20 protein-coding genes are annotated in these 26,121 nt (G+C 72.8%); 16 read left to right on the forward strand and 4 right to left on the reverse strand.

Annotation, left to right across the window (positions count from 1 at the left end; all coding sequences use genetic code 11):
- The first annotated feature begins 125 nt into the window (after positions 1 to 125).
- Positions 126 to 2,501 (forward strand): cell division protein PerM, encoded by a 2,376-nt coding sequence (locus tag ACZ6MA_RS13590; protein WP_469433537.1) that lies wholly within the window; start codon positions 126 to 128, stop codon positions 2,499 to 2,501.
- A 269-nt stretch (positions 2,502 to 2,770) separates the two neighbouring features.
- Here ACZ6MA_RS13590 and ACZ6MA_RS13595 read toward each other — a convergent pair whose 3' ends face one another.
- Complete coding sequence (locus ACZ6MA_RS13595; RefSeq protein ID WP_469433538.1) at positions 2,771 to 3,514, reverse strand: hypothetical protein; 744 nt, start codon at positions 3,512 to 3,514, stop codon at positions 2,771 to 2,773.
- A 537-nt stretch (positions 3,515 to 4,051) separates the two neighbouring features.
- On the opposite strand from ACZ6MA_RS13595, the gene purN reads away from it, so the two are divergent.
- Together purN and purH are read left to right on the forward strand one after the other, a co-directional pair.
- Positions 4,052 to 4,702 carry a phosphoribosylglycinamide formyltransferase gene (gene purN, locus ACZ6MA_RS13600; protein WP_469433539.1) on the forward strand — a complete coding sequence of 217 codons (651 nt, stop codon included), beginning with the start codon at positions 4,052 to 4,054 and terminating at the stop codon, positions 4,700 to 4,702.
- Positions 4,699 to 6,276, forward strand: coding sequence for a bifunctional phosphoribosylaminoimidazolecarboxamide formyltransferase/IMP cyclohydrolase (gene purH / locus ACZ6MA_RS13605; protein WP_469433541.1), 1,578 nt, complete (start codon positions 4,699 to 4,701; stop codon positions 6,274 to 6,276). Before purN ends, purH begins: the two co-directional genes overlap by 4 nt.
- Positions 6,277 to 6,408: 132 nt before the next feature.
- Here the strand turns inward: purH and ACZ6MA_RS13610 are convergent, their stop codons facing one another.
- Positions 6,409 to 7,032: a hypothetical protein gene (locus ACZ6MA_RS13610; RefSeq protein WP_469433542.1), complete on the reverse strand. Its 624-nt coding sequence runs from the start codon at positions 7,030 to 7,032 to the stop codon at positions 6,409 to 6,411.
- A 249-nt stretch (positions 7,033 to 7,281) separates the two neighbouring features.
- On the opposite strand from ACZ6MA_RS13610, the gene ACZ6MA_RS13615 reads away from it, so the two are divergent.
- From ACZ6MA_RS13615 to ACZ6MA_RS13670, 12 genes are all read left to right on the forward strand, one after another.
- On the forward strand, positions 7,282 to 8,169 hold the full coding sequence (locus ACZ6MA_RS13615; RefSeq protein WP_469433544.1) for a bifunctional methylenetetrahydrofolate dehydrogenase/methenyltetrahydrofolate cyclohydrolase: 888 nt from the start codon (positions 7,282 to 7,284) through the stop codon (positions 8,167 to 8,169).
- A 223-nt stretch (positions 8,170 to 8,392) separates the two neighbouring features.
- Entirely contained in the window at positions 8,393 to 8,857 is a 465-nt protein-coding gene (locus ACZ6MA_RS13620) for a DUF3017 domain-containing protein (RefSeq protein WP_469433546.1), read from the forward strand.
- A 395-nt stretch (positions 8,858 to 9,252) separates the two neighbouring features.
- A complete protein-coding gene (locus ACZ6MA_RS13625) occupies positions 9,253 to 10,347 on the forward strand; it encodes a helix-turn-helix domain-containing protein (protein ID WP_469433547.1) in 1,095 nt (364 codons plus the stop codon).
- A gap of 486 nt (positions 10,348 to 10,833) precedes the next feature.
- Entirely contained in the window at positions 10,834 to 11,823 is a 990-nt protein-coding gene (locus ACZ6MA_RS13630) for a malate dehydrogenase (RefSeq protein WP_469433548.1), read from the forward strand.
- Positions 11,824 to 12,132: 309 nt separating this feature from the next.
- On the forward strand, positions 12,133 to 13,734 hold the full coding sequence (locus ACZ6MA_RS13635; protein WP_469433550.1) for a hypothetical protein: 1,602 nt from the start codon (positions 12,133 to 12,135) through the stop codon (positions 13,732 to 13,734).
- Complete coding sequence (locus ACZ6MA_RS13640; RefSeq protein WP_469433551.1) at positions 13,731 to 14,306, forward strand: hypothetical protein; 576 nt, start codon at positions 13,731 to 13,733, stop codon at positions 14,304 to 14,306. The genes ACZ6MA_RS13635 and ACZ6MA_RS13640 overlap by 4 nt, the downstream gene beginning before the upstream one ends.
- A gap of 13 nt (positions 14,307 to 14,319) precedes the next feature.
- The gene (locus tag ACZ6MA_RS13645) at positions 14,320 to 15,303 is read left to right on the forward strand and encodes a hypothetical protein (RefSeq protein ID WP_469433552.1); all 984 of its coding nucleotides are present in this window, start codon (positions 14,320 to 14,322) and stop codon (positions 15,301 to 15,303) included.
- A gap of 183 nt (positions 15,304 to 15,486) precedes the next feature.
- Positions 15,487 to 16,989, forward strand: coding sequence for an aldehyde dehydrogenase family protein (locus tag ACZ6MA_RS13650; protein WP_469433554.1), 1,503 nt, complete (start codon positions 15,487 to 15,489; stop codon positions 16,987 to 16,989).
- A gap of 109 nt (positions 16,990 to 17,098) precedes the next feature.
- Positions 17,099 to 18,658 carry a GMC family oxidoreductase gene (locus ACZ6MA_RS13655; protein WP_469433556.1) on the forward strand — a complete coding sequence of 520 codons (1,560 nt, stop codon included), beginning with the start codon at positions 17,099 to 17,101 and terminating at the stop codon, positions 18,656 to 18,658.
- Complete coding sequence (locus ACZ6MA_RS13660) at positions 18,658 to 19,752, forward strand: quaternary amine ABC transporter ATP-binding protein (protein ID WP_469433557.1); 1,095 nt, start codon at positions 18,658 to 18,660, stop codon at positions 19,750 to 19,752. Before ACZ6MA_RS13655 ends, ACZ6MA_RS13660 begins: the two co-directional genes overlap by 1 nt.
- 91 nt (positions 19,753 to 19,843) lie before the next feature.
- Positions 19,844 to 21,898, forward strand: a complete 2,055-nt coding sequence (locus tag ACZ6MA_RS13665) for an ABC transporter permease (protein ID WP_469433559.1) — start codon at positions 19,844 to 19,846, stop codon at positions 21,896 to 21,898.
- A gap of 1 nt (position 21,899) precedes the next feature.
- On the forward strand, positions 21,900 to 22,880 hold the full coding sequence (locus ACZ6MA_RS13670) for an ABC transporter substrate-binding protein (protein ID WP_469433561.1): 981 nt from the start codon (positions 21,900 to 21,902) through the stop codon (positions 22,878 to 22,880).
- A 72-nt stretch (positions 22,881 to 22,952) separates the two neighbouring features.
- On the opposite strand, the gene ACZ6MA_RS13675 is transcribed toward ACZ6MA_RS13670, so the two are convergent.
- Both ACZ6MA_RS13675 and ACZ6MA_RS13680 read right to left on the reverse strand, forming a co-directional pair.
- Positions 22,953 to 23,549, reverse strand: a complete 597-nt coding sequence (locus tag ACZ6MA_RS13675; protein ID WP_469433562.1) for a Uma2 family endonuclease — start codon at positions 23,547 to 23,549, stop codon at positions 22,953 to 22,955.
- A gap of 171 nt (positions 23,550 to 23,720) precedes the next feature.
- The gene (locus tag ACZ6MA_RS13680) at positions 23,721 to 24,203 is read right to left on the reverse strand and encodes a carboxymuconolactone decarboxylase family protein (protein ID WP_469433563.1); all 483 of its coding nucleotides are present in this window, start codon (positions 24,201 to 24,203) and stop codon (positions 23,721 to 23,723) included.
- 41 nt (positions 24,204 to 24,244) lie between these two features.
- On the opposite strand from ACZ6MA_RS13680, the gene pdxR reads away from it, so the two are divergent.
- Positions 24,245 to 25,681, forward strand: coding sequence for a MocR-like pyridoxine biosynthesis transcription factor PdxR (gene pdxR / locus ACZ6MA_RS13685; protein ID WP_469433565.1), 1,437 nt, complete (start codon positions 24,245 to 24,247; stop codon positions 25,679 to 25,681).
- Positions 25,682 to 26,121 lie beyond the last annotated feature (440 nt).

The raw sequence follows: 26,121 nt of genomic DNA on the forward strand, positions 1-26,121 counted from the left end.
GGCGGCGCCAGGACACCGACCTTTCGGCCCTACAGCTGAAAAAGGTGCATAAGCGTATCTTGAGCGACACGACGGCTATTTGCCCGCTACCGGGACGAAAGCCCTGTTGTTGGCAGCATGGCTCCGTGACCCAATATGCCGATCGCAGCACGTCGTTGCCGACGCGCGGCCGGTCCGCGACCAGCGTTCCGCCCGTCGTGGGCACCGCCTTCTTCGACGGGATGATCGCCGCGGGCCTGGGCCTCGGAGCGTTCGCCGTGGGCGTCCTGGCGCTGTGGATCTCGTCGCCGTACCCCGACGGCGGGCCCGCGGCGGCGCTGCGCATCGCCGCCGACCTGTGGCTGCTGGCGCAGGGCGCCGATCTCGTCCGGACCGAAACGCTCTCCGGGGTGCCCGCACCGCTCGGCCTGACGCCGCTGCTGCTCACGGCACTGCCGGGCTGGCTGCTCTACCGGACGGCGCGGCACGCGCTGGACGGCGCGGACGCGGAGGACGATCCGCGGGCGCCGGAGCCGGACGGCGCCCGCGCGCCGGGCCCGCCGGACGGCTCGCACGACCCGGCGGCACTGGACCACGCGGCCGGACCGGATCCGTTCACCGGGCTCACGCCGCGCACCGCGATCCTGGCCATGACCGGCGGGTATCTGCTGGTCGGCGCGGGTGCCGTCCTCTTCGCCTCCTCGGGGACCGTGCGGGTCGCGCCCTGGAGCGCCCTGGCGCATCTGCCCGTGTTCGCGGTGGTGACCGTCGCCGCCGGGGTGTGGACGGCCGCGGGCTGCCCGGGCTGGCCGCGGTCGGGGCTCGCGCGCCGTGTGGCGAACGTGATGCCGGCGCGGGTGCGCCGCTGGTTCACGCGCCGCCGGATGGTCGCGGCGGTACGGGCCGGAACGGCCGCGACGGGGGTGCTGTTCGGCGGGGCCGCGGTGCTGCTGGCGGGCTCGCTCGCGTGGCACGCGGCGGCGGCCCACGACGCGTTGTCCCAGTTGACGCAGGACTGGTCGGGGCGGGCGGCGGTGTTGCTGCTGTGCGCGGCACTGCTGCCCAACGCGGTCGTCTGGGCGGCGTCGTACGGGCTGGGGCCCGGGTTCATGGTCGGCGCGGGCAGTGTGGTCGCGCCGCTGGGCGCCGTCGGCTACCCCGCACTGCCCGGCTTCCCGCTGCTCGCGGCGCTCCCGTCGCCGGGCGACGCGGGGCCGCTGACGCTGGTGGTGACGGTGTCGCTGTCGGTCGCGACGGGTGCGGCGGTCGCCCGCTTCGCCGTCCCACGGCCGCCCACCGTGGTGGGCGTGTGGGAGGTCACCGTGATCGCCGCACTCGCCGCCGTGGTCTGCGCGGCGGTGACCACCGCCCTGGCCTTCGCCGCTTCCGGCGCCCTCGGCTCGGCCACCCTCGCGACCTTCGGCCCGCGGTGGTGGCTCACCGGTGGAACGGCCCTGGCCTGGACGTTCTCGATCGGCGTCCCCGGAGCGTTGGTGCTGCGCTGGCTGCGGCGGGGTGTGGTGGCGCAGCGGCTGCGGCCGGCGCGTCCCCCGGCCGCGCCGGCCGCCCCGGTGGTGCCGGCGGTGCCGGCGGTGCCGAGGGTGAGTGCCGAGGAGAAGGGGCGGCGGCGGTGGACGGCGGGCGCGCTCGTCCGGGGTGCCGCGGGCTGGCTGGGCTTCGGCACGCGGCCGGTCGCCGACGACGGCGCGACGGCCGCTCCCACCACCACCGCCGCCGTCGGCCCCGGGCTGCCCGCGCTTGACCTGCCCGGCGTGCGGTCGGGCCGCCGGAAGACCGGGACGCCGACGCTCCCCGCCGCCGGAACTACGCCACCGAAGCCGAAGCCTTCGGTGGCGTCGTTCCGCCCGCCGGGCCTGCCGGTGCTCCCGGCGCGCGCCGCGGGCCCGGAACCGGATCCGGAACCGGGATCCGAGGCAGGGGCGGAGCCGGGGACGCCCGCGGCGGGCGAACGGTCGTGGTGGCCCGGCATGCTGCCGGGGAAGGGCCGCCGGCTGCGGAAGGCGGCCGCGGAGGACCGAGAAGGGCGGGGGGACGCCGACGCCGACGCCGCCGCCGGGGGCGCCGGCAAGGACGAGGCCGGCCGGGGGACCGGCCGGGAGGACGCCCGGGACGGCGGCGGCAAGGCCCGGGCGTCCCGGGCCCGCCTGGCCGAGCGGCTGGGCCGCGACCCGCGCGCCCGGACGGACACCGGGGAGGTCAAGCTCCGGGCGGGCCGGGAGGTGCGGACCGGGCGGCGGAACCGGGCGGGCCGCAGGGGCGGGGGAGACCGCGAGGCCCAGGAGGAGGGCGGCAAGGGCCGAGGAGACCGGCGGAAACACCGCCCCCGCCACGCGGCCCGGCCCACCCCGCCGCCCTCCGCCCCCGCCCCGGGCGCACCGGACTGGCACGACGCCCACGCCCGCCGCCTCCGCTGGGCCGCCCTCAAGGACTCCGGCGGCGGCCTCATGCCCGACTTCGCCCCCCACGACCACCCCAACCCGCCCGCACCCGAGGGTTTGTAACCCGGCCGCGCCACCACCCCTTGGCCTCCGGCCCGGCACGTGGACGCGACGCCGCGGGGGCCCTCCGGGCCCGGGAATGGAGCTGGTTCGGCAGCTGCCAGCCGACGGGCGCCGTCCGCACCTGACGGCTCGGCCTCCGGGCCTGGCAGGGCACCGGGGCAAGCCTCCCGCCGGTGCCTGGCCCGGACCTGGGCGGGGGCTGTGGGGCCCGTGCGGCCCGTGCGGCCCCGTCGGCTCCTTCACCGGCCCGGCAGGGCGACCGGCCCGAGTCAGTCCCGTTCCCCCAGCAGCGGGCGCAAGTGCTTCGGGAGGTGGTTTTCGCAGGACTGGCGGGACGTTTGGGTGAGGGCGTCGTCGACGCAGGTGTAGTAGTCGCTGTAGACGACCTGGAAGGTGAACGTCGCCGCCACGATGGCCAGGGCGAGGCCGCCCGTGACCAGGCCGCTCACGGCCGCCGTCGTCTGGGGGCGGGACGCGTTCGGGGCGGGTGCGCCGTTCGGCGGGGGCGGGATGTCCGGGTCCGTGCGTTGGGGCCGGGGCTTGGCGCGCAGGGCGCTGATGCCCCAGTAGACGGAGAGGGCACCGAGGAGGAGGGCCACCTGCGGGATGCTGAACAGGGCGAAGAAGAAGCCCCACATGCCCGCGAGCAGGGCGTAGCGGGCCCGCCGCTGGGCCGGGTCCGTGGGGTCCCAGCGGGGGCCGCCACCGCCCGGGCCGCCGCCGGAGGGGTTCGGGCCGCCCGGGCCCTTGCCGCCGCCGAACCCGCCGCCCTGCCGGCCCGGCTGGCGGCTGCTCCACTGGCTGCCCCACGCCGGCGGCGGGCCCTCGCCCTCACGACCGTCCTCATGACCGCCGTCGCGGCCGTCCTCGGGGTCGTCCGAACCCTCCGGCCCGCGCCGCGGCTGCCACGGCCGGTCCGGCCGGCCCTCCGGCGGTGCGGCGAAGGGGTTGTCCCGCTGCTCGTCGGACGGCGACGGCGAGGACGGCTTCTGCGCATCGCGCTCGTGCGACATGCGGGCGTTCCTCATCACAGCCCTCCAAGGGACGCGGCGGACGCGGTGGGCAGCGAGAAGCGGTGAGCCGCGTGGCGGCGTCGGTCCGGCATGTGGAGTGTGTCTTCCCCTTGTGTCGGCTGTATCGGCGTCGGTCGGCACCGCTCGGCACCGGTCGGGCTTCCGCATCGGCCCGCATCGGCTCCGCATCGGCCCGGCGGGCCCCGCGAGCCCCACGCACCGCAGGTCCCGCGACTCCCGCACCTCGAACGTACGGGGGCGTGCCCGGATTCCGCGCCCGGAATCCGCGCGTCGCCCCGGCGCGTCGCGGCGGTGCGCCCCACCGCGTGGTGCCGAATCCGTACCTCGCCTCCGCACATCACTTCGTGCGCTGCTTCCAGACGCTACCTTCCGCGCGCGCCCCCGTCCCGTGGGGGCCGTTCGGAGTGCCGGTATCGTTGCTGGCGGTCGGCGGCTTCGTAGAGTCCCCCGTATTCGGGGACCCCTCCGTCTCGTACGACCATACAAACCGCATCACCCGCGAGAAAGGGCCCCGCCGTGGCCTCCCCACCTCCCGCGTCTCCCGGCCGCCGGCCCCGTCCCGCCCGTCTCGTCGTGCTCGTGTCCGGTTCGGGGACGAATCTGCAGGCCCTGCTCGACGCGATCGCCGCCGATCCGGCCGGTTACGGCGCCGAGATCGTGGCCGTGGGCGCCGACCGGGACGGCATCGCCGGGCTGGAGCGGGCCGAGCGCGCCGGGCTGCCCACGTTCGTCCGCCGGGTGAAGGACCACCCGACGCGGGACGCGTGGGACCGCGCGCTGACCGAGGCGACGGCGGCGTACGAGCCCGATCTCGTCGTCTCCGCCGGTTTCATGAAGATCGTGGGCAAGGAGTTCCTCGCCCGCTTCGAGGGCCGTGTGGTCAACACCCACCCGGCCCTGCTGCCGAGCTTTCCCGGCGCCCACGGCGTGCGCGACGCGCTCGCGTACGGCGCCAAGGTGACCGGCTGCACCGTCCACTTCGTCGACGACGGCGTCGACACCGGCCCGATCATCGCCCAGGGCGTGGTCGAGGTCCGGGACGAGGACGACGAATCCGCGCTGCACGAGCGGATCAAGGAAGTCGAGCGCGAGCTGCTCGTCGATGTCGTGGGGCGCCTGGCCCGTAACGGCTACCGCATAGAGGGACGAAAGGTAAGAATCCCGTGACCGTCGAAGGTACGACCGCCGAAGGTACGAAGCGGCCCATCCGGCGCGCGCTGGTCAGCGTCTACGACAAGACGGGGCTGGAGGAGCTGGCCCGCGGGCTGCACGCGGCGGGCGTCCAGCTCGTCTCGACCGGCTCGACCGCCGGCCGGATCGCGGCGGCCGGGGTCCCGGTCACCAAGGTCGAGGAGCTGACGGGCTTCCCCGAGTGCCTCGACGGGCGGGTCAAGACCCTGCACCCGCGCGTGCACGCCGGCATCCTCGCCGACCAGCGGCTCGACTCGCACCGTGAGCAGCTCGCCGAGCTGGACATCGCGCCGTTCGAGCTGGTGATCGTCAACCTCTACCCGTTCCGGGAGACCGTCGCCTCGGGCGCCGCTCCCGACGAGTGCGTCGAGCAGATCGACATCGGCGGCCCCTCGATGGTCCGCGCCGCCGCCAAGAACCACCCCTCCGTCGCCGTGGTCGTCAACCCCGACCGCTACGCCGACGTACTGAAGGCCGCCTCCGACGGGGGCTTCGACCTCACCCAGCGCAAGCGGCTCGCCGCCGAGGCGTTCCAGCACACGGCCGCCTACGACGTGGCCGTGGCGAACTGGTTCGCGGACGACTACGCGGCCGACGAGGGCCCCTGGCCGGACTTCACCGCCGTCACCTACGCCCGCAAGCAGGTCCTGCGCTACGGCGAGAACCCGCACCAGCCCGCCGCGCTGTACACCGACGGCACGGGCAAGGGCCTCGCGTACGCGGAGCAGCTGCACGGCAAGGAGATGTCGTACAACAACTACGTCGACACCGAGGCCGCGCGCCGGGCGGCGTACGACCACACCGACCCCTGCGTCGCGATCATCAAGCACGCCAACCCGTGCGGCATCGCCATCGGTTCGGACGTCGCCGAAGCGCACCGCAAGGCCCACGCCTGCGACCCGCTGTCCGCGTTCGGCGGCGTCATCGCCGTCAACCGCCCGGTCTCCGTCGAGCTGGCCGAGCAGGTCGCGGAAATCTTCACCGAGGTCATCGTCGCCCCGGCCTACGAGGACGGCGCCGTCGAGGTGCTGGCCCGCAAGAAGAACATCCGCGTGCTGCGCTGCGCCGACGCACCGGCCGCCGGGGGCGAGTCCCGGTCGATCGAGGGCGGGATCCTGGTCCAGAACAAGGACCGGCTCCAGGCCGACGGCGACGACCCCGCGAACTGGACGCTCGCCACGGGCGAGGCGCTGTCCGCCGACGAGCTGGCCGAGCTGGCCTTCGCCTGGCGCGCCTGCCGGGCGGTGAAGTCCAACGCGATCCTGCTGGCCAAGGGCGGCGCGACCGTCGGCGTCGGCATGGGGCAGGTCAACCGCGTCGACTCGGCGAAGCTGGCCGTCCAGCGCGCCGGCGAGGAGCGCACCCGGGGCTCGTACGCGGCCTCGGACGCCTTCTTCCCCTTCCCGGACGGGCTGGAGGTGCTGACCGCCGCCGGCATCAAGGCCGTGGTCCAGCCGGGCGGTTCGGTCCGTGACGAGCAGGTCGTGGAGGCCGCGAAGGCGGCGGGCGTGACGATGTACCTCACGGGTACGCGGCACTTCTTCCACTAAGGCCTCCGGCGGTTCGCCGGATTGCCGCCCGCGGTGGCAGGGCGCCCTGCGGACGCGTCCTCAAACGCCGGACGGGCTGGTGTGGCTGAAGTCAGCCACACCAGCCCGCTAGGCCGAGGCCACGGTCAGCGCTCAGTAGCGCGGGCGCTGGAACCATTCGGACGACACGCGCTTGGCCGCGAAGACGATCACCAGGATCGACGCGACCAGCGTCACCAGGCCGAGCCCGTACATCACCGAGGTGATCAGACCGCTGATGATGCCGAACGAGGAGTAGACGATCGAGCCGACGCGGACGCCGTTACGGCCCTTGGCGTAGCGGATGGCGAGGATGACGCCGATGATCGCGAAGACGGCGGCCAGCAGGGTGAAGAAGACGATGACGCCCTTGCCGGCGTCGATGACCGTTTCCACGTCCACCTCCTCGCCGTTGGCGCCGCGGACGGTACCGTTCGTCCCCTCCCTCTCGACCGCGTCGTCGATCTTCGCGAGCGCGGTGGCGAAGAGAGCCGCGACGACCACGTGGATGCCGGCGATGACGTACATCAGGATGCGGGCGGCCTTGGTGAGGCCGGGCATCACCTGGGGCTGGCCGTAGGGCGCCCCGGGGTACCCGCCCTGCCCCTGCGGGAAGGGCGCGTACGGCTGGCCGGGCTGGGCCGGGATGCCCTGGGGGGCCTGCTGCGGGTAGCCGTAGCCGGGCTGGCCCTGCGGGGGCTGCTGTCCGTAGGGGTTGTTCTGGTCGCCGAAGCTCATGGTGAGGGTGTTCCTCCGTAGTCGTGCGGGGACGGCGCGGACATCAGGAGGAGAGATGGCACAGCGGTCCGCCCCCCGTCACAGCCCGCGGCACTGCCGGATCATCGTTGTTGGGCTCTTGGTATTTGTCCAGCCGATACCCGTATGCGTTGTACAAGGACCACGGTCGGTGAGAACGACCGTGCATATCACCGGGGCGGGCCCCGCCCGGATTGGAACGAGGGCCGCCCCATCCTGGAGGATGAACCCATGACCGCCCAGATTCTCGATGGCAAGGCCACCGCCGCCGCGATCAAGTCCGAACTCACCGCCCGGGTGGAGGCGCTGAAGGCCAGGGGCATCACGCCCGGCCTGGGCACCCTCCTCGTCGGCGACGACCCCGGCAGCAAGTGGTACGTGGCCGGCAAGCACCGCGACTGCGCGCAGGTCGGCATCGGTTCGATCCAGCGCGAACTGCCCGACACCGCCACGCAGGAGGAGATCGAGGCGGTCGTCCGCGAGCTGAACGACAACCCCGAGTGCACGGGCTACATCGTCCAGCTCCCCCTCCCCAAGGGCATCGACACCAACCGGGTGCTGGAGCTCATGGACCCGGCCAAGGACGCGGACGGGCTGCACCCGATGAGCCTGGGCCGGCTCGTGCTCAACGAGACCGGTCCGCTGCCCTGCACCCCCTACGGCATCATCCGGCTGCTGCGTCACCACGGCGTCGAGATCAACGGCGCGCACGTCGTGGTCGTCGGCCGCGGCGTCACCGTCGGCCGCTCGATCGGTCTGCTGCTGACCCGCAAGTCCGAGAACGCCACGGTCACCCTCTGCCACACCGGCACCCGTGATCTGTCGGCGCAGCTGCGCAAGGCGGACATCATCGTCGCCGCGGCGGGCGTGCCGCACCTGGTCAAGCCGGAGGACGTGAAGCCGGGCGCGGCCGTCCTGGACGTCGGTGTCAGCCGGGACGAGCACGGGAAGATCGTCGGAGACGTCCACCCGGGCGTGGCCGAGGTCGCCGCCTGGATCTCCCCGAACCCGGGCGGCGTGGGCCCGATGACGCGGGCGCAGCTGCTGGTGAACGTAGTAGAGGCAGCCGAGGCGGCGGAGGCCGCGGGTCGCGCGACCGGAAGCGTCCATGGCGGCTGAGCGAGAGCCCTCCGGGCCGGCCCCTGATCCCGAGGCCGGGCGCCCTGCGGGCGGGCCGCGTCCCGGAGCAGGTGCCGAACCCCCTGCCGAGGCCGGTTCCGGGTCCGCGGAGTCCGGCGCGTCCTCGGCGTCCGCTGCCGCGCAGGGGGCCGGGTCTTCGGGGCGGTCTGCTCCCGGCGCGCGGGCGAAGGCCGGGGACGGGTCCTCCGCCCGGCGTGCCGCGATGACGCGTACCGGCCCCGGGGGGCGTCCCGGTTCCGGGAAGTTCTCGGAGGCCACCGCGGGCAACGAGGCCGGGCCCGAGAAGTCGCGCCGTTTCCAGGCGGTCACGCGGGACACCGCGCGTCCCGAGGGCGGCGGCCGGGCCGCGCCCGGGGACGCCCCCGCCCCGGCACGGCAGTGGCCGCTGCTGGCCGTGCTCGGTGTGACGGGGCTGGGACTGCTGCTCGTCGCGTTCGATGCGTTCCGGGTCGGCACGATCCTGATCGGCCTGGCGATGATCGGCGGCGCGGTGCTGCGCTGGGCGCTGCCGTCCGTGGGCATGCTGGCCGTGCGGTCGCGGTTCACCGACATGATCACGTACGGCGGTCTGGGCGCGTCCATCGTGCTGCTCGCCCTGATGGCGCAGCCGAAGGCATGGCTGAAGATCCCGTTCCTGGACGACGTACTGCACTTCACCGTGCGCTGACGTGGTCCGGGCAAGGCCGCGGCCGGTCCTCCACCCCCGTGGGAGGACCGGCCGCCGCCTCCTCTTGAGGATCATGACCCCGCCGATCCCGATCAAGGTCCACGACCGCTCTGTGGCGCGGAGGTGACCGTTTCGGTACGAGGTCCCCGTCTCGTTTCGGATGTCCGTGGGATGTGACGAAAACACCGCGCGGCGCACGCCGGGGCGGAGCGGGTTCCGGTGGCGTCCCGGGAGCGTGCGCCCGTGCGTGTGACGCATGTGACCGACCGCGAGTACCCCCGTGCGCCCCGATGCCGGGAACTGTCATGCCCGGTTGCGGCATCCCTGTGGAGTGTCAGCCCCGAAGCTGTGGAGTGGGTATGCAAGGGGTAGGCATAGGGGGACAGGGGAGGACAATGCCTCGTTGGAAGGCGCTACCGGAGGAACTCGACCCGCAGGTGCGGGAGTTCGCCGAGCAACTGCGCAGACTCGTGGAACGCAGCGGTCTGAGCGTCGCCGCCGTCGCGGACCGCACCGGGTACAGCAAGTCGTCGTGGGAGCGCTATCTGAACGGGCGGCTGCTGCCACCGCGCGCGGCGGCCGAGGCGCTGGCCGAGGCGACGGGCACCGACGTCGGGCACCTGAGCACGATGTGGGAGCTGGCCGAGCGTTCCTGGACCCGTTCGGAGCTGCGGCACGACGCGACGCTCGACGGGGTGCGGGTCGCCCAGGCGCGGGCCGCCCTGGGGGAGTTCGGCCCCCCGGCCGAGGGGATGGCGTCCCGCGAACCCGGCGGTCACCACGCCGACCCGATAGGCCCGTGGACAGAGCCGCCGCCGGGCCGGCCGGAGCAGATACGATCCGCCCGGCCCCGGGGCGGGGCGGCCGCGCCGCCCTCCTTGGTGCGGCCCGGGCAGTCGCCCGACGTGCGGTCGGCCGCCATCCCGGACGAGCGGCGGCCGCGCGCCCATGTCGCCTTGTTCCTGACCGGTGTCCTCGGTGCCCTGCTCGTCGTCGCCGCCGCGCTGTTGCTCTTCGGCATGGACGAGGACGACACGGGCGGGCAGGCCGGTCCGGTCACGTCGCCGAGCGGCAGCGCGGTCGGGCTGCCCGCCGGGGTGAAGTGCTCGGGCGCCGGCTGCGCGGGCAAGGACCCGGAGACCATGGGCTGCGGCGGCCGGCATGCCACGACGGCCGGTGCCGCGACCATCGGCACCTCCTATCTGGAGGTCCGCTACAGCAAGATCTGTGGCGCCGCCTGGGCCCGCATCACCAAGGCCGCCCCCGGCGACACGCTGCGCATCACCGGGGCGGCCGATTCGGGTGCGGCGGCCCGCACGGAGGCCGGCCGCGTCGACCGGGACGCCGACGGCTACACCCGAATGGTCCCGGCCACCGGCCCCGACCGCGCCTCGGCCTGCGCGACGTTGACGACTGGCCGCAAGGGCTGCACGGTGCCGCTGGGCGCTGCCTCTGCCTCTGCCGTTGCCCGGCGGACGGGTTTCGGCTGAGCCCGCCGCCGGGGCGCACCACCGCTGCGCGGCGGTTGTCCTCAATCGCCGGACGGGCTGGAATGGGCTGAGGCCAGCCACAACCAGCCCACGGCCCGCAGGTGAAGAGGCTGTCGGCCAGCACAACCAGCCCGTCCGGCGTTTGAGGACGCGCCCGCAGGGCGCTCTGCCGCCGCAGGCGGCCAGGACGGCCCGCAGGCGAAGAGGCAGGCGGCCCGCCAAAACCAGCCCGTCCGGCGTTTGAGGACGCGCCTGCAGGGCGCCCGCCGCCGCAGGCGGTAAAGACGGCCTGCGAGCGAAGACGCCGCCGGCCAGGCGAAAGGCCGTGAAAGACAACCGGAGGCGAAGCCCGTGAGGCGTTCCACACAGGGTCGGCACTTCGCAGTGGGCGCCGTCGGATAGCCTGACGCCGGGTCTCTTGACACCGAGAGAGATCCTCACAAATGGGCAGGGACACCCAACCCCAGTTCGCAGCAGGAGATCGCCATGACCCGCACTCCCGTCAATGTCACCATTACCGGCGCGGCCGGTCAGATCGGCTACGCGCTGCTCTTCCGCATCGCCTCCGGTCACCTCCTCGGCTCGGACGTGCCGGTCAAGCTGCGGCTGCTGGAGATCCCGCAGGGCCTCAAGGCCGCCGAGGGCACCGCCATGGAGCTCGACGACTGTGCCTTCCCGCTCCTCCAGGGCATCGAGATCACCGACGACCCGAACGTCGGCTTCGACGGTGCCAACGTGGCCCTCCTCGTCGGTGCCCGCCCCCGCACCAAGGGCATGGAGCGCGGTGACCTGCTCGAGGCCAACGGCGGCATCTTCAAGCCCCAGGGCAAGGCCATCAACGACCACGCCGCGGACGACATCAAGGTCCTCGTCGTCGGCAACCCGGCCAACACCAACGCGCTCATCGCGCAGGCCGCCGCTCCGGACGTACCGGCCGAGCGCTTCACCGCGATGACCCGCCTGGACCACAACCGCGCGCTCTCGCAGCTCTCGAAGAAGACCGGTGTCCCGGTCTCCGAGATCAAGAAGCTGACGATCTGGGGCAACCACTCCGCCACCCAGTACCCGGACGTCTTCCACGCCGAGGTCGCCGGCAAGAACGCCGCCGAGGTCGTCAACGACGAGCAGTGGCTGGCCGACACCTTCATCCCGACCGTCGCCAAGCGCGGCGCCGCGATCATCGAGGCCCGTGGCGCCTCCTCGGCCGCCTCCGCCGCCAACGCCGCCATCGACCACGTCCACACGTGGGTGAACGGCACCGCCGCCGGCGACTGGACCTCCATGGGTATCCCCTCGGACGGTTCCTACGGCGTGCCCGAGGGCCTCATCTCCTCCTTCCCGGTCACCTGCAAGGACGGCAAGTACGAGATCGTCCAGGGCCTGGACATCAACGAGTTCTCCCGCGCCCGCATCGACGCCTCGGTGCAGGAGCTGGCGGAGGAGCGCGACGCGGTCCGCGGTCTCGGCCTGATCTGACGCGCGACCCCGTCGGCCGGAGGCCGACGCAGCTCTCTCGAAGCCCGTAAGGCCCCCCGGGGCCGAACGGCGCGAGAGGAGCGTCGGGAACAGTGCGCGACGCGGTGCGTGGCCTCGGCCTGATCTGAGCCTCATCTGATCAACCCACACTCGTACGGACGTACCAACGTACGTCCGTACGGGGTGCCTTTCGGCCCGTCATTTGCCCCCGGCAGGGGGTCGGTGGCGGGCCTTCTGGCTTATTCTGAGTTCTCCGAAAATCCGTCAACTCCTGCACATTCGCAGGTCAGTTCGACGATCGGGGGACGCATGACCCAGTCCGGTCCACACGACTCCCGCACGGAGGCCACGAGGCTGCTGTGCGCGGGTGTCTATCTCGACGCGGACTTCCGCCGCCGCGTCATCGAAGAGCTGGTGGAACACGAGGAAAGACCCATCGCGCCGTCGCTCGGCATCGACGTTGTGCCGGTGCTCGCCCACGCCTTAAGAGCCCGCGGGCAGGAGGTGCTGACCGCGCTCCTCCTGCTCGCTCTGTGGGTCGCCTTCTTCGCCGTCGACCTGACCACCGGCACCGGTGAGGCGTCGGTGCCGGGGATGTGGGCGGCCATGTACGCCGTGGTCTGCCTGGGCGCCTGGGGCGCGCGGGCCGCCGCCGGGCGCGGGACGGCGGTGTACGTCGTCGACAAGTCGACCCTCCGCCAGGCCCTCAAGGGCAGTGGCGGTCTGAAGAGGCTGCTGCCCGTCGCCCCGCCCGTGCTCATGATCGGGTATTGGCTGTTCGCCGTCTACGTGCTGTTCGAGGGCGGAGACGACTGGACGGCCGTGCTCTTCCCGCTGCTGCTGGTCCTGCCGGTGTGGATGCACCGCTCGCGGGTCGCGGCCGTCATGCGGATGGAGCTGGGCCGTGAGGCCTTCCTCCACCGGCCCCGGGCCGTGCCGACCGGCCGCTACCGGCGCATCGGGGCGTCCATCGACCGCGAGCAGTACGCGGGGCTGACGATCTACGACCCCTTCCGGCCCTTCATCGGCATGGGCAGGCCGTACGAGCCGTGGTCGTTCGCCCTGGAACTCAAGCGCTCGCAGCTCGGCAAGGCCGACGACGCCGACGAGCCGTTCACCGGCCGCACCGTCGTGGAGCTGATCCGCCCCCGGCTGGAGGCGCTGCGCGATTCGGCCGCCGAGACCAGCCGCGACCGGCTCAAGGACCTGGAGATCGAGGAGTTCGTCTATCTGCCCGTCGGCCCGCAGCGGCCGGCCGTGCGGTACGACGAGCCGACCGTCCGGGCGCATCTGCGGGAATCCGTCGACGAGGGCGGCGAGGCGCGCCGGCACTTCCTGCGGGTGCGTGTCGGTGCGTGGGACGAGCAGATCGTGGTGTCCGTGCTGGTCAGGGTGCATACCCAGGGCGGGATGCTGGTGCTGGAGGTGGTGCCGCACGTCCTGACGCCGATCCGGCCGGAGTTCCGCGCGGTCGATGTGATCGCGGCGCGCGGCGAGGAGGACATCCTGCGCGACGGCGCGCGGGCGCTGATCACCGGGCCCGCCGCCGGCTTCGCCGCGGCCGTCTCGGCGGTCCGTACGGGCATCACCCTCTTTCGGACCTGGCTGGCCGACCCGCGGCGCGCGGTGCCGGACGGCCCGGCGGGGTCGGTACGGGAGCTGGCCGGGGTGCGCACCGTCTCGCTGTTCCAGGAGATGGACATCAGCCGCTATGTGAAGACGGTCCAGGACCGGATCGCGAGCGGGGTGCGGGACGCGTTGCGTTCCAAGGGCTATGAGACCGATCAGTTCGAGCAGCAGATCGTGCAGGTCAGCGAGGGCGGTGTCTTCATCGGCTCGATGAGCGGCGGCGCGGTGGCCACGGGCAGTGGCGCGCAGGCCAAGCACGTGACGGGAGGCGTCGGGGGATGACGGACGAACAGCGCGACCAGCGTGAGCGTGCGGAACGCGAGAGGCGCGCGGCACGCGAAGAGCGTGCGGGGCGCGAGAAGGCCGGCGGGGTGGCCGTGGGCCGGTTCTCCGGTGGTGCCATCGCCACCGGCGGCGGCTCCCGTGCCGAGGACCGGTCGGAGCGCGTCGGGCAGGGCGCCGAGCGGGCGGCCGGGCCGGTGGCCGTGCCGCTGACGGTGCCGGAGGACGGCGGGGTGGCCGTCGGGGAGATGTCGGGCGGCGCGGTCGCCACGGGCCCCGACGCGGAAGCGGTGGACTCCTCCCGCTGGCTGGTGTCCGCCTCCCCGGAGCTGCTGGCGGCCGTGCGGTTGCTGCGGCAGCAGTTGCCGCTGCTCGCGCGGGCGGACGACGACGGGCTCGACCGCTGTGCCGGGCAGTTGGCGGAGCTGGAGGAGGAGGTGGTGCGCACCGGCCGGGCCGAGCGGGGCCGGCTGGTGCGGCTGCGAGCGCTGCTGACCGGCGGGGCCACGACCGCCGGGGGCCTGGCGTCGGCCATAGCCGTCGTCCAGGCGATCGGCGAGTTGCTCGGGTGAGGGGGCGGGACACATGAGTTATTGGGACGCGGACCGGCAGCAGTGGGTCGAGGGCTTACCGCCCGCACCGCTGCCGGCCCGGCCTGCCTACCGGCCCTCGCCGGAGGCCGAGACCGAGACCGGCATGGGACCGGTCCCCCCGGACGGGCTGCCGCCGGAGGAGCCGTACTACCCGGACGAGCCGGAGGGCCCGCCCTCGGGCCCCTCGCACGCGTCGATCCTGGCCGGGGTGATGGCCGGGGTGCTGTTGGCGAGCGGGATCGGCATCGGTGCCTGGGCGCTGCTGCGGGACGGCGACGACGACGGCGCCACGCCCAGCGGCTCCGGCCCCAGCCTGAGCGCGCCGGTGACCCCGGGCCCCACGGACGGCGGTTCGGGTGTGACCGGGGGCACCACCACGGGCTCCACGACCGCGGGCACCACGGGGAGCACCACGACGGGCACCACGACGGGCGGGAGCACCACCGGGAGCACGACCTCGGGCGGCACCGGCGGCTATCCGTACACCCCGTCGCCGACGAGTCCCGGCACCTTGGCGGGTACCGGGGCGCCGTCGGGGTATCTGCGTACCGACGACCCGGCCGGGTTCCGCCTCGATGTGCCCCGCGACTGGCGGCGCAGCATGGAGGGGGCCAGCGTCTTCTACAAGACGCCGGACAACAAGAGCCTGATCCAGGTCTTCACGCTGAACGGCCCGGAGGGCACCCCGTACGAATCGCTGGTGGCGACCGAGAAGACGGTCTCCAAGAACAAGGACTACCGAAGGCTGAGCCTGGCAAGGGTCAGCGGGAGGGTGGGTGACACGGCGGAGCTGGAGTACACCTACGAGCGGGACGACGGCAGCGTGCGGCACATCATCGTGCATGCCTTCACCGGACCCGACCGGAAGCAGTACGCGCTGCTGGTCGCCGGGCCCGTGTACGCCTGGGACGCGCACCTGGAGATCTTCAAGGTGGTCCTGGGGTCGTTCTGCCCGTCCGGCTACTGCTCGGGGTAGCCCGTCGCGCCTCACGGAACGGTCCGTGGTGGTGACGGAACGTGCTGTTCGGAGTGACTCAGGTCACTCTTTGTGAAGGAAGTGGCATAGGTTTCTCCCTACCGGTTAGGGGCGTCCCGTTACCGGTCCGACCTTTGTTCGGCCGATAACGGGACGTTTCGGAAATCGGAAGGCAGAAAAGACATGTCGTCAGTCGAGACCATCCATGTGGACGGGGCGTGGCGCGCCGCCGCGTCCGGCGCGCAGCGGGAGGTCCTCGACCCCGCAGACGCCAAGACACTCGCCGTGGTGTCCGAGGGCGGCGCCGAGGACACCGACGAGGCCGTCGCCGCCGCCCGGCGCGCGTTCGACCACGGCCCCTGGCCGCACACGCCCGTCGCCGAGCGCGCCGCGCTGCTCCGCCGCGTGGCCGACCTCCTCCAGCGCGACCGCGAGACCATCGCGCTGACCGAGAGCCGCGACACCGGCAAGACCCTCGAAGAGGGCCGTACCGACGTCGACTGTGTCGCCGACGCCTTCCGCTACTTCGCCGATCTCGTCGTGGGCGAGGGCCCCGGGCGCGTCGTCGACGCGGGCACCTCCGACGTCCACAGCGTCGTCGTGCACGAGCCGGTCGGCGTCTGCGCGCTGATCACCCCCTGGAACTACCCGCTCTTGCAGGCCAGTTGGAAGATCGCCCCGGCGCTCGCCGCGGGCAACACCTTCGTCATCAAGCCCAGCGAGGTCACCCCGCTGACCACCGTGCAGCTGATCCGGCTGCTGGTCGAGGCGGGCCTGCCCGCCGGTGTCGCCAACCTCGTCACGGGCGCGGGCGACCCCGTCGGCGCCCGGCTGGCCGAGCACCCGGACGTCGACCTGGTCTCCTTCACCGGCGGACTGGCCAGCGGCACCAAGGTCATGCAGGCCGCCGCGCCGACCGTGAAGAAGGTCGCCCTCGAACTCGGCGGCAAGAACCCCAACGTCGTCTTCGCCGACGCCTGCGCCACCGACGAGGACTTCGACACCGCCGTCGACCAGGCCCTCAACGCCGCGTTCATCCACAGCGGCCAGGTCTGCTCGGCCGGCTCCCGGCTCATCGTCGAGGAGTCCGTCAGCGAGCGCTTCGTCGCCGAACTCGCCCGCCGCGCCGAGAAGATCAAGCTTGGCCGGGGCACCGCCGACGGCGTCGAGTGCGGTCCGCTCGTCTCCGCGCAGCAGCTCGACAAGACCGAGGCGTACGTCGCCTCCGCGCTCGCCGAGGGTGCCGCGCTGCGCTGCGGCGGGGCCCAGCCCGAGCCGAACGCCGACCGCCCGGCGGCCGGTTACTTCTACTCGCCGACCGTCCTGGACCGCTGCGACCGCACGATGAAGGTCGTCCGCGAGGAGACCTTCGGCCCCATCCTCACCGTGGAGACCTTCCGCACCGAGGACGAGGCCGTCGCGCTCGCCAACGACACCGAGTACGGGCTCGCGGGCGCAGTCTGGACGAAGGACGCGGGCCGCGCGCGCCGCGTCGCCGGCCGGCTGCGCCACGGCACCGTCTGGATCAACGACTACCACCCCTACCTGCCGCAGGCGGAGTGGGGCGGCTTCGGCAAGTCCGGCATCGGGCGCGAGCTGGGGCCGGCCGGGCTGGCCGAGTACCGCGAGGCCAAGCACATCTACCAGAACCTCGCCCCCAAGCCGGTGCGGTGGTTCGGAGGCTGAGCCCCCGGGCAGCCCGTCGATGACAGCGACGGCCCACGACCGCAACCACCGCCCGACCGGGCCGGTGCCGTACGAGCGAAGAACTTTCCCGCCCCCGAGGAGTACCCCCATGCCCCCCGCAGTTGAGAAGATCACCGCCGACTACGTCGTCGTCGGCGGAGGCACCGCCGGATCGGTGATCGCCTCCCGGCTCGCCGAGGACCCGGGTCTCTCCGTGGTCGTGATCGAAGGCGGCCCGTCCGACGTCGACCGTCCCGAGGTGCTCACCCTGCGCCGCTGGCTCGGGCTGCTCGGCGGCGAGCTGGACTACGACTACCCGACGACCGAGCAGCCGCGCGGCAACTCCCACATCCGGCACAGCCGGGCGCGGGTGCTCGGCGGGTGCTCCTCGCACAACACCCTGATCTCCTTCAAGCCGCTGCCCGGCGACTGGGACGAGTGGGCCACCGCCGGAGCCGAGGGCTGGGACGCGGAGTCGATGGACCCGTACTTCGCCCGGCTGCGAAACAACATCGTGGCCGTGGACGAGAAGGACCGCAACGCCATCGCCCGCGACTTCGTCGAGGCCGCCCAGGCCGCGATCGACGTGCCGCGCGTGGAGGGCTTCAACAAGAAGCCCTTCCACGAGGGCGTCGGCTTCTTCGACCTCGCCTACCACCCGGAGAACAACAAGCGTTCCTCCGCCTCCGTCGCCTACCTCCACCCCCATCTGGAGGCCGGTGACCGCCCCAACCTCCGCATCCTGCTGGAGACCTGGGCGTACGAGCTGGTCCTCGACGGCACCCGGGCGACCGGTGTGCGGGTCCGTACCGCCGACGGCACCGAAATGATCGTCGAGGCGGACCGCGAGGTCCTGCTGTGCGCCGGCGCGGTGGACACCCCGCGGCTGCTGCTGCATTCGGGCATCGGCCCCAAGGCCGACCTGGAGGCGCTGGGCATCCCCGTGCGGCACGACCTGCCGGGCGTGGGCGAGAACCTGCTCGACCACCCCGAGTCCGTCATCGTCTGGGAGACCGACGGGCCGATCCCCGAGAACTCGGCGATGGACTCCGACGCGGGACTCTTCGTCCGCCGCGACCCGGCGGCCAACGGGCCCGACCTGATGTTCCACTTCTACCAGATCCCCTTCACCGACAACCCCGAGCGGCTCGGCTACGAGAAGCCCGAGCACGGCGTGTCGATGACCCCGAACATCCCCAAGCCGCACAGCCGCGGCCGGCTGTACCTGACCAGCGCCGACCCGGCCGTCAAGCCCGCCCTCGACTTCCGTTACTTCACGGACGAGGACGACTACGACGCCCGAACGCTCGTCGACGGCATCAAGATCGCCCGGGAGATCGCCAAGGCCGAGCCGCTCGCGAAGTGGCTCAAGCGCGAGGTGTGCCCCGGCCCGGAGATCACCTCGGACGAGGAGATCAGTGAGTACGCGCGGAAGGTCGCGCACACCGTCTACCACCCGGCGGGCACCTGCCGCATGGGCGCTGTCACCGACGAACTCGCCGTGGTAGACCCCCAGTTGAGGATTCGCGGCCTCGACGGCGTACGCATAGCCGACGCGTCCGTCTTCCCGACGATGCCCGCGGTGAACCCGATGATCGGAGTACTGATGGTGGGGGAGAAGTGCGCCGAACTGCTCGGTGCGGCCACGACCCTAGGTGGTGATGCGTGATGAGCGCCGACGGTATACAGACCATGGCAGCCGGCACCGGTACCGGCACCGAGGCACCGCCCGTCTTCTCCGTGCGCAACCTGTGGAAGGTCTTCGGTCCGAAGGCCGACCGCGTCCCCGACGGCCCGCTGGCCGAACTGTCGCCCGACGACCTGCGCCGCGAGGCCGGCTGCACGGTCGCCGTCCGCGACGTCTCCTTCGACGTCCGGCAGGGCGAGGTGTTCGTCGTCATGGGCCTGTCCGGCTCGGGCAAGTCCACCCTCGTGCGCTGTCTGACCCGGCTCATCGAGCCGACCTCCGGGGCCATCGCCATCGACGGCGAGGACGTCGTCGGCATGGACCGCGGCCGGCTGCGCGACCTGCGCCGGCACCGCGCCGCCATGGTCTTCCAGCACTTCGGACTGCTCCCGCACCGCACGGTCCTCGACAACGTCGCCTACGGCCTGGAGATCCAGGGCGTCGGCAAGGCCGAACGCCGCGCCAAGGCCATGGAGATGGTCGAGAAGGTCGGCCTCGCCGGCCTGGAGGGCCGCCGCCCCACCCAGCTCTCGGGCGGCCAGCAGCAGCGCGTCGGCCTGGCCCGCGCCCTGGCGGCCGACCCCGAAGTCCTGCTGTTCGACGAGCCGTTCAGCGCCCTCGACCCGATGATCCGCCGGGACATGCAGGAAGAGGTCGTCCGCCTGCACGAGGACGAGGGCCGCACGATGGTCTTCATCACCCACGACCTGGCGGAGGCGCTGCGCGTCGGCGACCGCATCGCGCTGATGCGCGGCGGCCGGATCGTGCAGTGCGGCACCCCCGAGGAGATCGTCGGCTCCCCGGCCGACGACTACGTCCGCGAGTTCGTCCGGGACGTCCCCCGCGAGCAGGTCATCACCGTCCGCCGCGCGATGCGCCCCGCCACCGGCGGCGAGGCCGAATCCGGCCCCGCACTGGCCCCCGCCACGACGGTCGCCGACGCCATCGAGGCCGTGGCCCGCACCGGCGGCCCCGCCCGCGTCGTCGACGGAGGCCGCTGCCTGGGCGTCGTCGACCACAAGAGCCTGCTGCGCGTCGTCGCCGGGCTGGACCGAGTGGAGAGGGCGGCGGCATGAGCGCGCACAAGCAGCACCTGACGGATCCGACGGCACCCCTGGCGGTGGCGCGCCCCACGGCCCGCCCCGCCCGGCCGGACGGGGGGCGCGCATGAGTGCCGCCACATCCCCGGCGAAGCCGGCCACGAAGGTCCAGGCGGCCAAGCCCGCCCAGCCCGCCAGGGCGTCCGCTCCCGCGCCCGGCAGAACCGCCACCGCCGCCGAGGCTTCGGCGTCGGGCAGCCGCACCATCCTGAGCTTCCTCAGCACCCACCCCGTCGCCCGCAAGCTCCTGCTGCTCGCGGTCGCCGCGGCGGTCCTCGTCCCGCTCGCCGACGCCCGCTGGGGCAGCGGCAGCTGGCCGGGCGCGCTCACGGTGGGCCTGGACGAGCCGCTCGACAAGGTCAGCGACTGGATCATCGACAACCGGGACAACCACTGGGTGTTCCTGTACTTCTTCGGCCACATCAGTAACGCCATCGTCACCTCCGTGCACGCCGTCTACGTCGTGCTGCTCGCCCTCGGCTGGGCCGGTGTGACGGCGGCCGCGACGCTCCTGGCCTGGCGGGTCGCCGGGGTACGGGTCGCCGCGACCACCCTGGCCTCGCTCGCCGTGTGCGGGCTGCTGGACATGTGGGTGCCGACGATGCGGACGCTCGCGCTGATGGCCGTCGCCGTCGCCGCCTCCGTCGTCATCGGCGCGCTGCTCGGCCTCGCCGCCGGGCTCTCGGACCGGATGTTCCGCGTCCTGCGGCCCGTCCTGGACACCATGCAGGCACTGCCCGCCTTCGCGTACCTGCTGCCCATCGTGCTGATCTTCGGCATCGGTGTGGCCCCGGCCGTACTGGCCACCGTCGTCTACGCGGCCCCGCCGATGGCGCGGCTCACCGCGCTGGGACTGCGCGCCACGGACAAGGGCGTGCTGGAGGCCGTGGCCTCGCTCGGCGCCACCGGACGCCAGCGGCTGCTGACCGCACGGCTGCCGCTGGCCCGCCGCGAGCTGCTGCTCGGCGTCAACCAGTCCATCATGATGGCCCTGTCGATGGCCGTCATCGCCTCCGTCATCGGCGCCGACGGCCTCGGTGACCGCGTCTACCAGGCTCTGTCGACCGTCGACGTCGGCAGCGCCCTGGCCGCCGGCATCCCGATCGTGCTGCTGGCGATCGTGCTGGACCGCACGACCGCCGCCGCCGGCGAGCGCGTGGGCACCGAGACCCGGGGCAAGGGCGGCCAGCGCTGGGCGCTCGTCGCGGTCGTCACCGCCGCCGTCGTCGTCCTCACCCGGGCCATGGGCTCCCTGAGCTGGCCCGGCGGCTGGACCGTGGCCATCGCCGCACCGGTCAACGACGCCAAGGACTGGATGGTCGACCACCTCTACTCCGGCGTCCCCGGCATCGGCGGCACCGCCGACTGGGCCGCCCACTACACCGGCTGGGTCCTCGACCCGCTGCGCGACGGCCTGCAGAGCCTGCCCTGGTGGGGCGCGCTGCTGCTCGTCGCCGCCCTCGCCTGGCTGATCGGCACCTGGCGCACCGCCCTGACCGCCGTCCTCGCCCTGGGCGCGATCGGTGTGCTCGGCCGCTGGGAAAGCTCCATGGACACCCTCTCGCAGGTGCTCGCGGCCGTCGCCGTCACACTCGTCCTCGGCTTCGCCATCGCCATCGGCGCCGCGCGCAGCCGCCGCACGGAACGGCTGCTGCGCCCGGTCCTGGACGTCTTCCAGACGATGCCGCAGTTCGTGTACCTGATCCCCGTCGTCGCCCTGTTCGGCGTCGGCCGGGCCCCGGCGGCGGCCGCCGCGATCGTCTACGCGCTGCCGGCCGTCGTGCGCATCACCAGCCAGGGCCTGCGCCAGGTGAATCCCGGCGCCATGGAATCCGCCCGCTCGCTCGGCGCGACCAGCGGCCAGCAGCTGCGGCACGTGCAGTTCCCGCTGGCCCGCCCGGAGCTGCTGCTCGCGGTCAACCAGGCCGTGGTGCTGGTGCTGTCCGTCGTCATCATCGGCGGTCTCGTCGGCGGCGGCGCGCTCGGCTACGAGGTCGTCTTCGGCCTCGCCCAGGGCGACCTGGCCACCGGCCTCGTCGCGGGCGTGGCCATCGCCTGTCTGGGCCTGATGCTCGACCGGGTCACCCAGCCGACGAAGGCCCGCGCCGGAAAGGGGGCCTGACATGGCTCGCACACGCCTCGTCACCCTCGGGGCCGCCCTCGCGGGCACCCTCGGACTCCTCGCCGCCACCGGCTGCGGTGCGGCCGACATGACCAAGCAGGCCTCGCCCTACGCCAACGCGGCGGGCGCGAAGACCGTGACCCTCTCCGTCCAGTCGTGGGTGGGCGCCCGCGCCAACACCGCCGTCGCCCAGTACCTGCTGGAACACGAGCTGGACTACCGCGTCGACACCGTCCAGGTCGACGAGGTGCCCGCCTGGGACGCGCTCAGCCAGGGCCGCGTCGACGCGATCATGGAGGACTGGGGCCACCCGGACCAGGAGCAGCGGTACGTCAAGGACAAGAAGACGATCGCCCCCGGCGGCGACCTCGGGGTCACCGGGCACATCGGCTGGTTCGTCCCCAAGTACTTCGCCGACGCCCACCCGGACGTCCTGGACTGGCGGAACCTCAACAAGTACGCGTCACAGCTGCGCACGGGCGAAAGCGGCGGCAAGGGCCAGCTGCTCGACGGCTCGCCGTCGTACGTCACCAACGACAAGGCGCTCGTGAAGAACCTCAACCTGGACTACCAGGTCGTCTTCGCGGGCTCCGAGGCGGCGCAGATCACCCAGATCAAGCAGTTCGCCAAGAAGAAGCAGCCCTTCCTCACCTACTGGTACGAGCCGCAGTGGCTCTTCAACGAGGTGCCGATGGTCGAGGTGAAGCTGCCGAAGTACACGGACGCGTGCGCCGAGAAGGGCACGGCCGACCCGGAGACGATCGACTGCGCCTACCCGACGTCGTCGCTGAAGAAGTTCTTCAACGCGGAGTTCACGGAAAAGGGCGGCAAGGCGGCCCGCTTCCTGAAGAACTTCACCTGGTCGAAGAAGGACCAGAACGAGGTCTCGCAGATGATCGCCGAGGACAAGCTCCCGGCGGAGGAGGCCGCGAAGCGATGGGTGCAACGGCACCCGGACGTATGGAAGGCGTGGCTGCCGTAACGGCTGCCCGCCTCCGGTGAAGGTCCCGGCCCGCCGGCACATCCGTGCCCGGCGGCCGGGACCTTTCGTCACTCACGCCTTGAGGAAGCCGGAGGTGTCGAGGTCGAGGCTGAAGGGTTCGGGGAGGTGGAGCTTTTCCCCGAAGGCCACCCGGCGCACGTCCCGGTAGCGGCCCTCACCGTCCGGGTTCGAGTGCACCGTGGTGTTCCCGTCGCCGTCGTACGGATCCACGAGAAGGTAGATCGGCACCTGGGAGTGGGCGAAACCCCAGACCTTGGGCCCACGGTCCCGCCGGGCGGTCGACGGCGACGTGATCTCGGCGGCGAGCAGCACGTCCTCGGCGGCGAACCGCCACTCGTCGGGGTCGCGGAGCAGCGCGTCGGCGGGGCAGACGAGGAGGTCGGGGATGTACCTCTCGTCGGTGGCGGGGAGGAAGACGGTGGTGGTGTTGGTGACCGCCCAGCCCCGCTGCCGCGTTTCCCGTACCAGCAGATAGTGGAGCTCGCTGTAGATCCAGTTGTGGAAGTTCGTAGGAGACGGTGAGATGACGATCTCCCCCCCGATGAGTTCCGCTCGATGGCCTTCGGGCACCTCAAGGTGCTCGTAGGTGTCAAGCAGGTGTGCCAGCTCGTGGTCGGGCAGCGGCGCCGTCATCGCGAGACCTCCCATGTCGGGCCCCCTTCTCTGGCTGTGGGTACATGTCCCGGACTGCCATGAGGGGCTCGTCACCATGATGCGCCACGTGGCAGGGCCGGACATGAGGAATCGCCCCCCGCGCGGAACAACGAGCGGGGAGGCGATCGGTCACACTATGTGGTTGTCGGTCGGCTGTGGCCGGCGTCAGGCCTCGTACAGGCCCGGTGTCATGCGGGTGGTGACGCCGATGCGGTTCCAGGCGTTGATCGTCGTGATGAGGGCGATCAGCTGGGCCAGTTCTCCCTCCTCGAACTGCGCGGCGGCCCGGTCGTAGACCGCGTCCGGGACGAAGCCGTCGGTGAGGACCGTGACGGCCTCGGTGAGGGCGAGGGCCGCCTGCTCCTTCTCGGTGTAGTGGCCGGCCGCCTCCTCCCAGGCGTTGAGGAGGTAGATGCGCTCCTCCGACATACCCGCCTTGCGGGCGTCCTTGACGTGCATGTCGATGCAGAAGGCGCAGTGGTTGATCTGCGAGGCACGGATCTTGACCAGCTCGATCAGGGCCGGGTCGAGGCCCTTGCGGGCGGCCGTCTCCAGGCCGTACATCGCCTTCTGGACCTCGGGGGCCAGCTTGTGGAAGGACATCCGGGGACCGTGGCTGTGGGCGGTGGCGTCGTTCGTCATACCCATGACACTACGGTTCGGTTAGCCCAGGGGTATGGTCCATTTCCATGCGGGAATCATGGGCCACTTCGGCCGCCACACCACCCCCCGGCGGCGCCGATCTGCATCTGGACCTCGCCGGGCCGGGCGGTGTGCGGGCCAATCTCCTCCGCGCCCTGCGCGACGCCGTCCGTACGGGCCGTCTCGCGCCCGGCACCCGGCTGCCCTCCTCCCGTTCGCTCGCCGCCGACCTCGGGCTGGCCCGCAACACCGTCGCCGACGCGTACGGCGAGCTGGTCGCCGAGGGCTGGCTCACCGCCCGGCAGGGCTCCGGTACCCGCGTCGCCCGGCGCACCGCGTCCCGCACCCCCGAGCGCCGCCCCGACCGGCCCCGCCCGCCCGTCGGCCCCGCGTACAGCCTGCGTACCGGCTCGCCCGACGTCTCCGCCTTCCCCCGCGCGGCCTGGCTCTCCGCCGCCCGCCGCGCTCTGACCAAGGCGCCGAACGAGGCGCTGGGTTACGGCGACGGCCGGGGCCGCCCCGAACTGCGGGCCGCCCTCGCGGACTACCTCGCCCGGGCCCGGGGCGTACGCACGGACCCGGACCGCATCGTGGTGTGCGCGGGCTTCATGCAGGGCCTCGCCCTCCTCGGGCGCGTCCTGCGGCAGCGGGGCGTGCGCGAACTGGGCGTGGAGGGGTACGGGCTGTGGCTCCACCGCGACGTCGTCACCCGCGCCGGGCTGCGGGAACGGCCGCTGCCCGTCGACCGACTCGGTGCGGACGTCGCGGAGTTGGAGGCGCACAAGAACGTACGGGCGGTGCTCCTCACCCCGGCCCACCAGTTCCCCCTGGGAGTGCCGCTGCACCCCGACCGGCGTGCCGCCGTCGTCGACTGGGCGTCGCGTACCGGCGGGTTGATTCTGGAGGACGACTACGACGGCGAGTTCCGCTACGACAGGCAACCGGTCGGCTCCCTCCAGGGCCTCGGCCCCGAACACGTCGTCTACTGCGGCACGGCGAGCAAGTCCCTCGCCCCCGGCCTGCGGCTGGGCTGGCTCGTCCTGCCGGAGCACCTGGTCGACGACGTGCTGGCGCTCAGGCAGACGGGGGAGTGGGCGTCGGGCGCCTTCGAGCAGCTCACGCTCGCGGAGTTCCTCTCCTCGGGCGCGTACGACCGCCATGTCCGCGCCATGCGACTGCGCTATCGCCGCCGCCGCGACCAGCTCGTGGCCGCCCTCGCCGAACGCGCCCCCCACATCCGCATCACCGGCATCGCCGCCGGCCTGCACGCCGTACTCGAACTCCCGCCGGGCACGGAACGCGACGCCCTGCGAGCCGCCGCGTGGGAGGGCCTGGCCCTGGAGGGCCTGAGCCGCTTCCGCCACGCGGACACCCTCGGCGACTCCGGAGTCTCCGACGGCCTGATCGTCGGGTACGGCACACCCCCCGACCACGCCTTCGCGGGCGCCCTGGACGCCCTCTGCCGGGCGTTGCCGACGGGGTGAACGCCGGGCCCCCGGGGAACGGACCCGGGGCTGAACCAGGCAGTGAGAGTGCTGTTACCCGAAGGCCGGGTTGGCTGTTTCCTGTCGGTCGCTGTGCACCGAGCGGCTATGGCCGGCGGTAGGGGAGGTGCCGGAACCCTTTCCGCAAGCAACGCCTGCCTGTGCTGGAACTGAGCGGTGCCACCACCGTGTGTAGGGGCGTGCGGAGGCCCGCAGTTCAAGTCGACGGGTACCTAACTGGGCCTGCACGGCGCCGCGTTGCCGGTGGAAAGTGCGGGAGTCGGCGGCTAGTTGATCGCGTCCTGAATCGCTGCTTCCGTCATCGGCGTGTCATCGCCCTTCTCGCATGCCTCGATCTTGCCGTCCGTTGTTGACCACCCATGGGCGTTGGGTGATGCTCACCGGGCACCTCGCACACACAGTCGATTTTGGGGTCACTG

It is taken from the genome of Streptomyces sp. NPDC042259, assembly GCF_055582085.1.

Coding starts and splice junctions, on each gene's coding strand:
- ACZ6MA_RS13595 (WP_469433538.1), bottom strand. CDS start 3,514: ATGTCGCACGAGCGCGATGCGCAGAAGCCGTCCTCGCCGTCGCCGTCC.
- ACZ6MA_RS13610 (WP_469433542.1), bottom strand. CDS start 7,032: ATGAGCTTCGGCGACCAGAACAACCCCTACGGACAGCAGCCCCCGCAG.
- ACZ6MA_RS13615 (WP_469433544.1), top strand. CDS start 7,282: ATGACCGCCCAGATTCTCGATGGCAAGGCCACCGCCGCCGCGATCAAG.
- ACZ6MA_RS13620 (WP_469433546.1), top strand. CDS start 8,393: ATGACGCGTACCGGCCCCGGGGGGCGTCCCGGTTCCGGGAAGTTCTCG.
- ACZ6MA_RS13625 (WP_469433547.1), top strand. CDS start 9,253: ATGCCTCGTTGGAAGGCGCTACCGGAGGAACTCGACCCGCAGGTGCGG.
- ACZ6MA_RS13630 (WP_469433548.1), top strand. CDS start 10,834: ATGACCCGCACTCCCGTCAATGTCACCATTACCGGCGCGGCCGGTCAG.
- ACZ6MA_RS13635 (WP_469433550.1), top strand. CDS start 12,133: ATGACCCAGTCCGGTCCACACGACTCCCGCACGGAGGCCACGAGGCTG.
- ACZ6MA_RS13640 (WP_469433551.1), top strand. CDS start 13,731: ATGACGGACGAACAGCGCGACCAGCGTGAGCGTGCGGAACGCGAGAGG.
- ACZ6MA_RS13645 (WP_469433552.1), top strand. CDS start 14,320: ATGAGTTATTGGGACGCGGACCGGCAGCAGTGGGTCGAGGGCTTACCG.
- ACZ6MA_RS13650 (WP_469433554.1), top strand. CDS start 15,487: ATGTCGTCAGTCGAGACCATCCATGTGGACGGGGCGTGGCGCGCCGCC.
- ACZ6MA_RS13655 (WP_469433556.1), top strand. CDS start 17,099: ATGCCCCCCGCAGTTGAGAAGATCACCGCCGACTACGTCGTCGTCGGC.
- ACZ6MA_RS13660 (WP_469433557.1), top strand. CDS start 18,658: ATGAGCGCCGACGGTATACAGACCATGGCAGCCGGCACCGGTACCGGC.
- ACZ6MA_RS13665 (WP_469433559.1), top strand. CDS start 19,844: ATGAGTGCCGCCACATCCCCGGCGAAGCCGGCCACGAAGGTCCAGGCG.
- ACZ6MA_RS13670 (WP_469433561.1), top strand. CDS start 21,900: ATGGCTCGCACACGCCTCGTCACCCTCGGGGCCGCCCTCGCGGGCACC.
- ACZ6MA_RS13675 (WP_469433562.1), bottom strand. CDS start 23,549: ATGGGAGGTCTCGCGATGACGGCGCCGCTGCCCGACCACGAGCTGGCA.
- ACZ6MA_RS13680 (WP_469433563.1), bottom strand. CDS start 24,203: ATGGGTATGACGAACGACGCCACCGCCCACAGCCACGGTCCCCGGATG.
- pdxR (WP_469433565.1), top strand. CDS start 24,245: ATGCGGGAATCATGGGCCACTTCGGCCGCCACACCACCCCCCGGCGGC.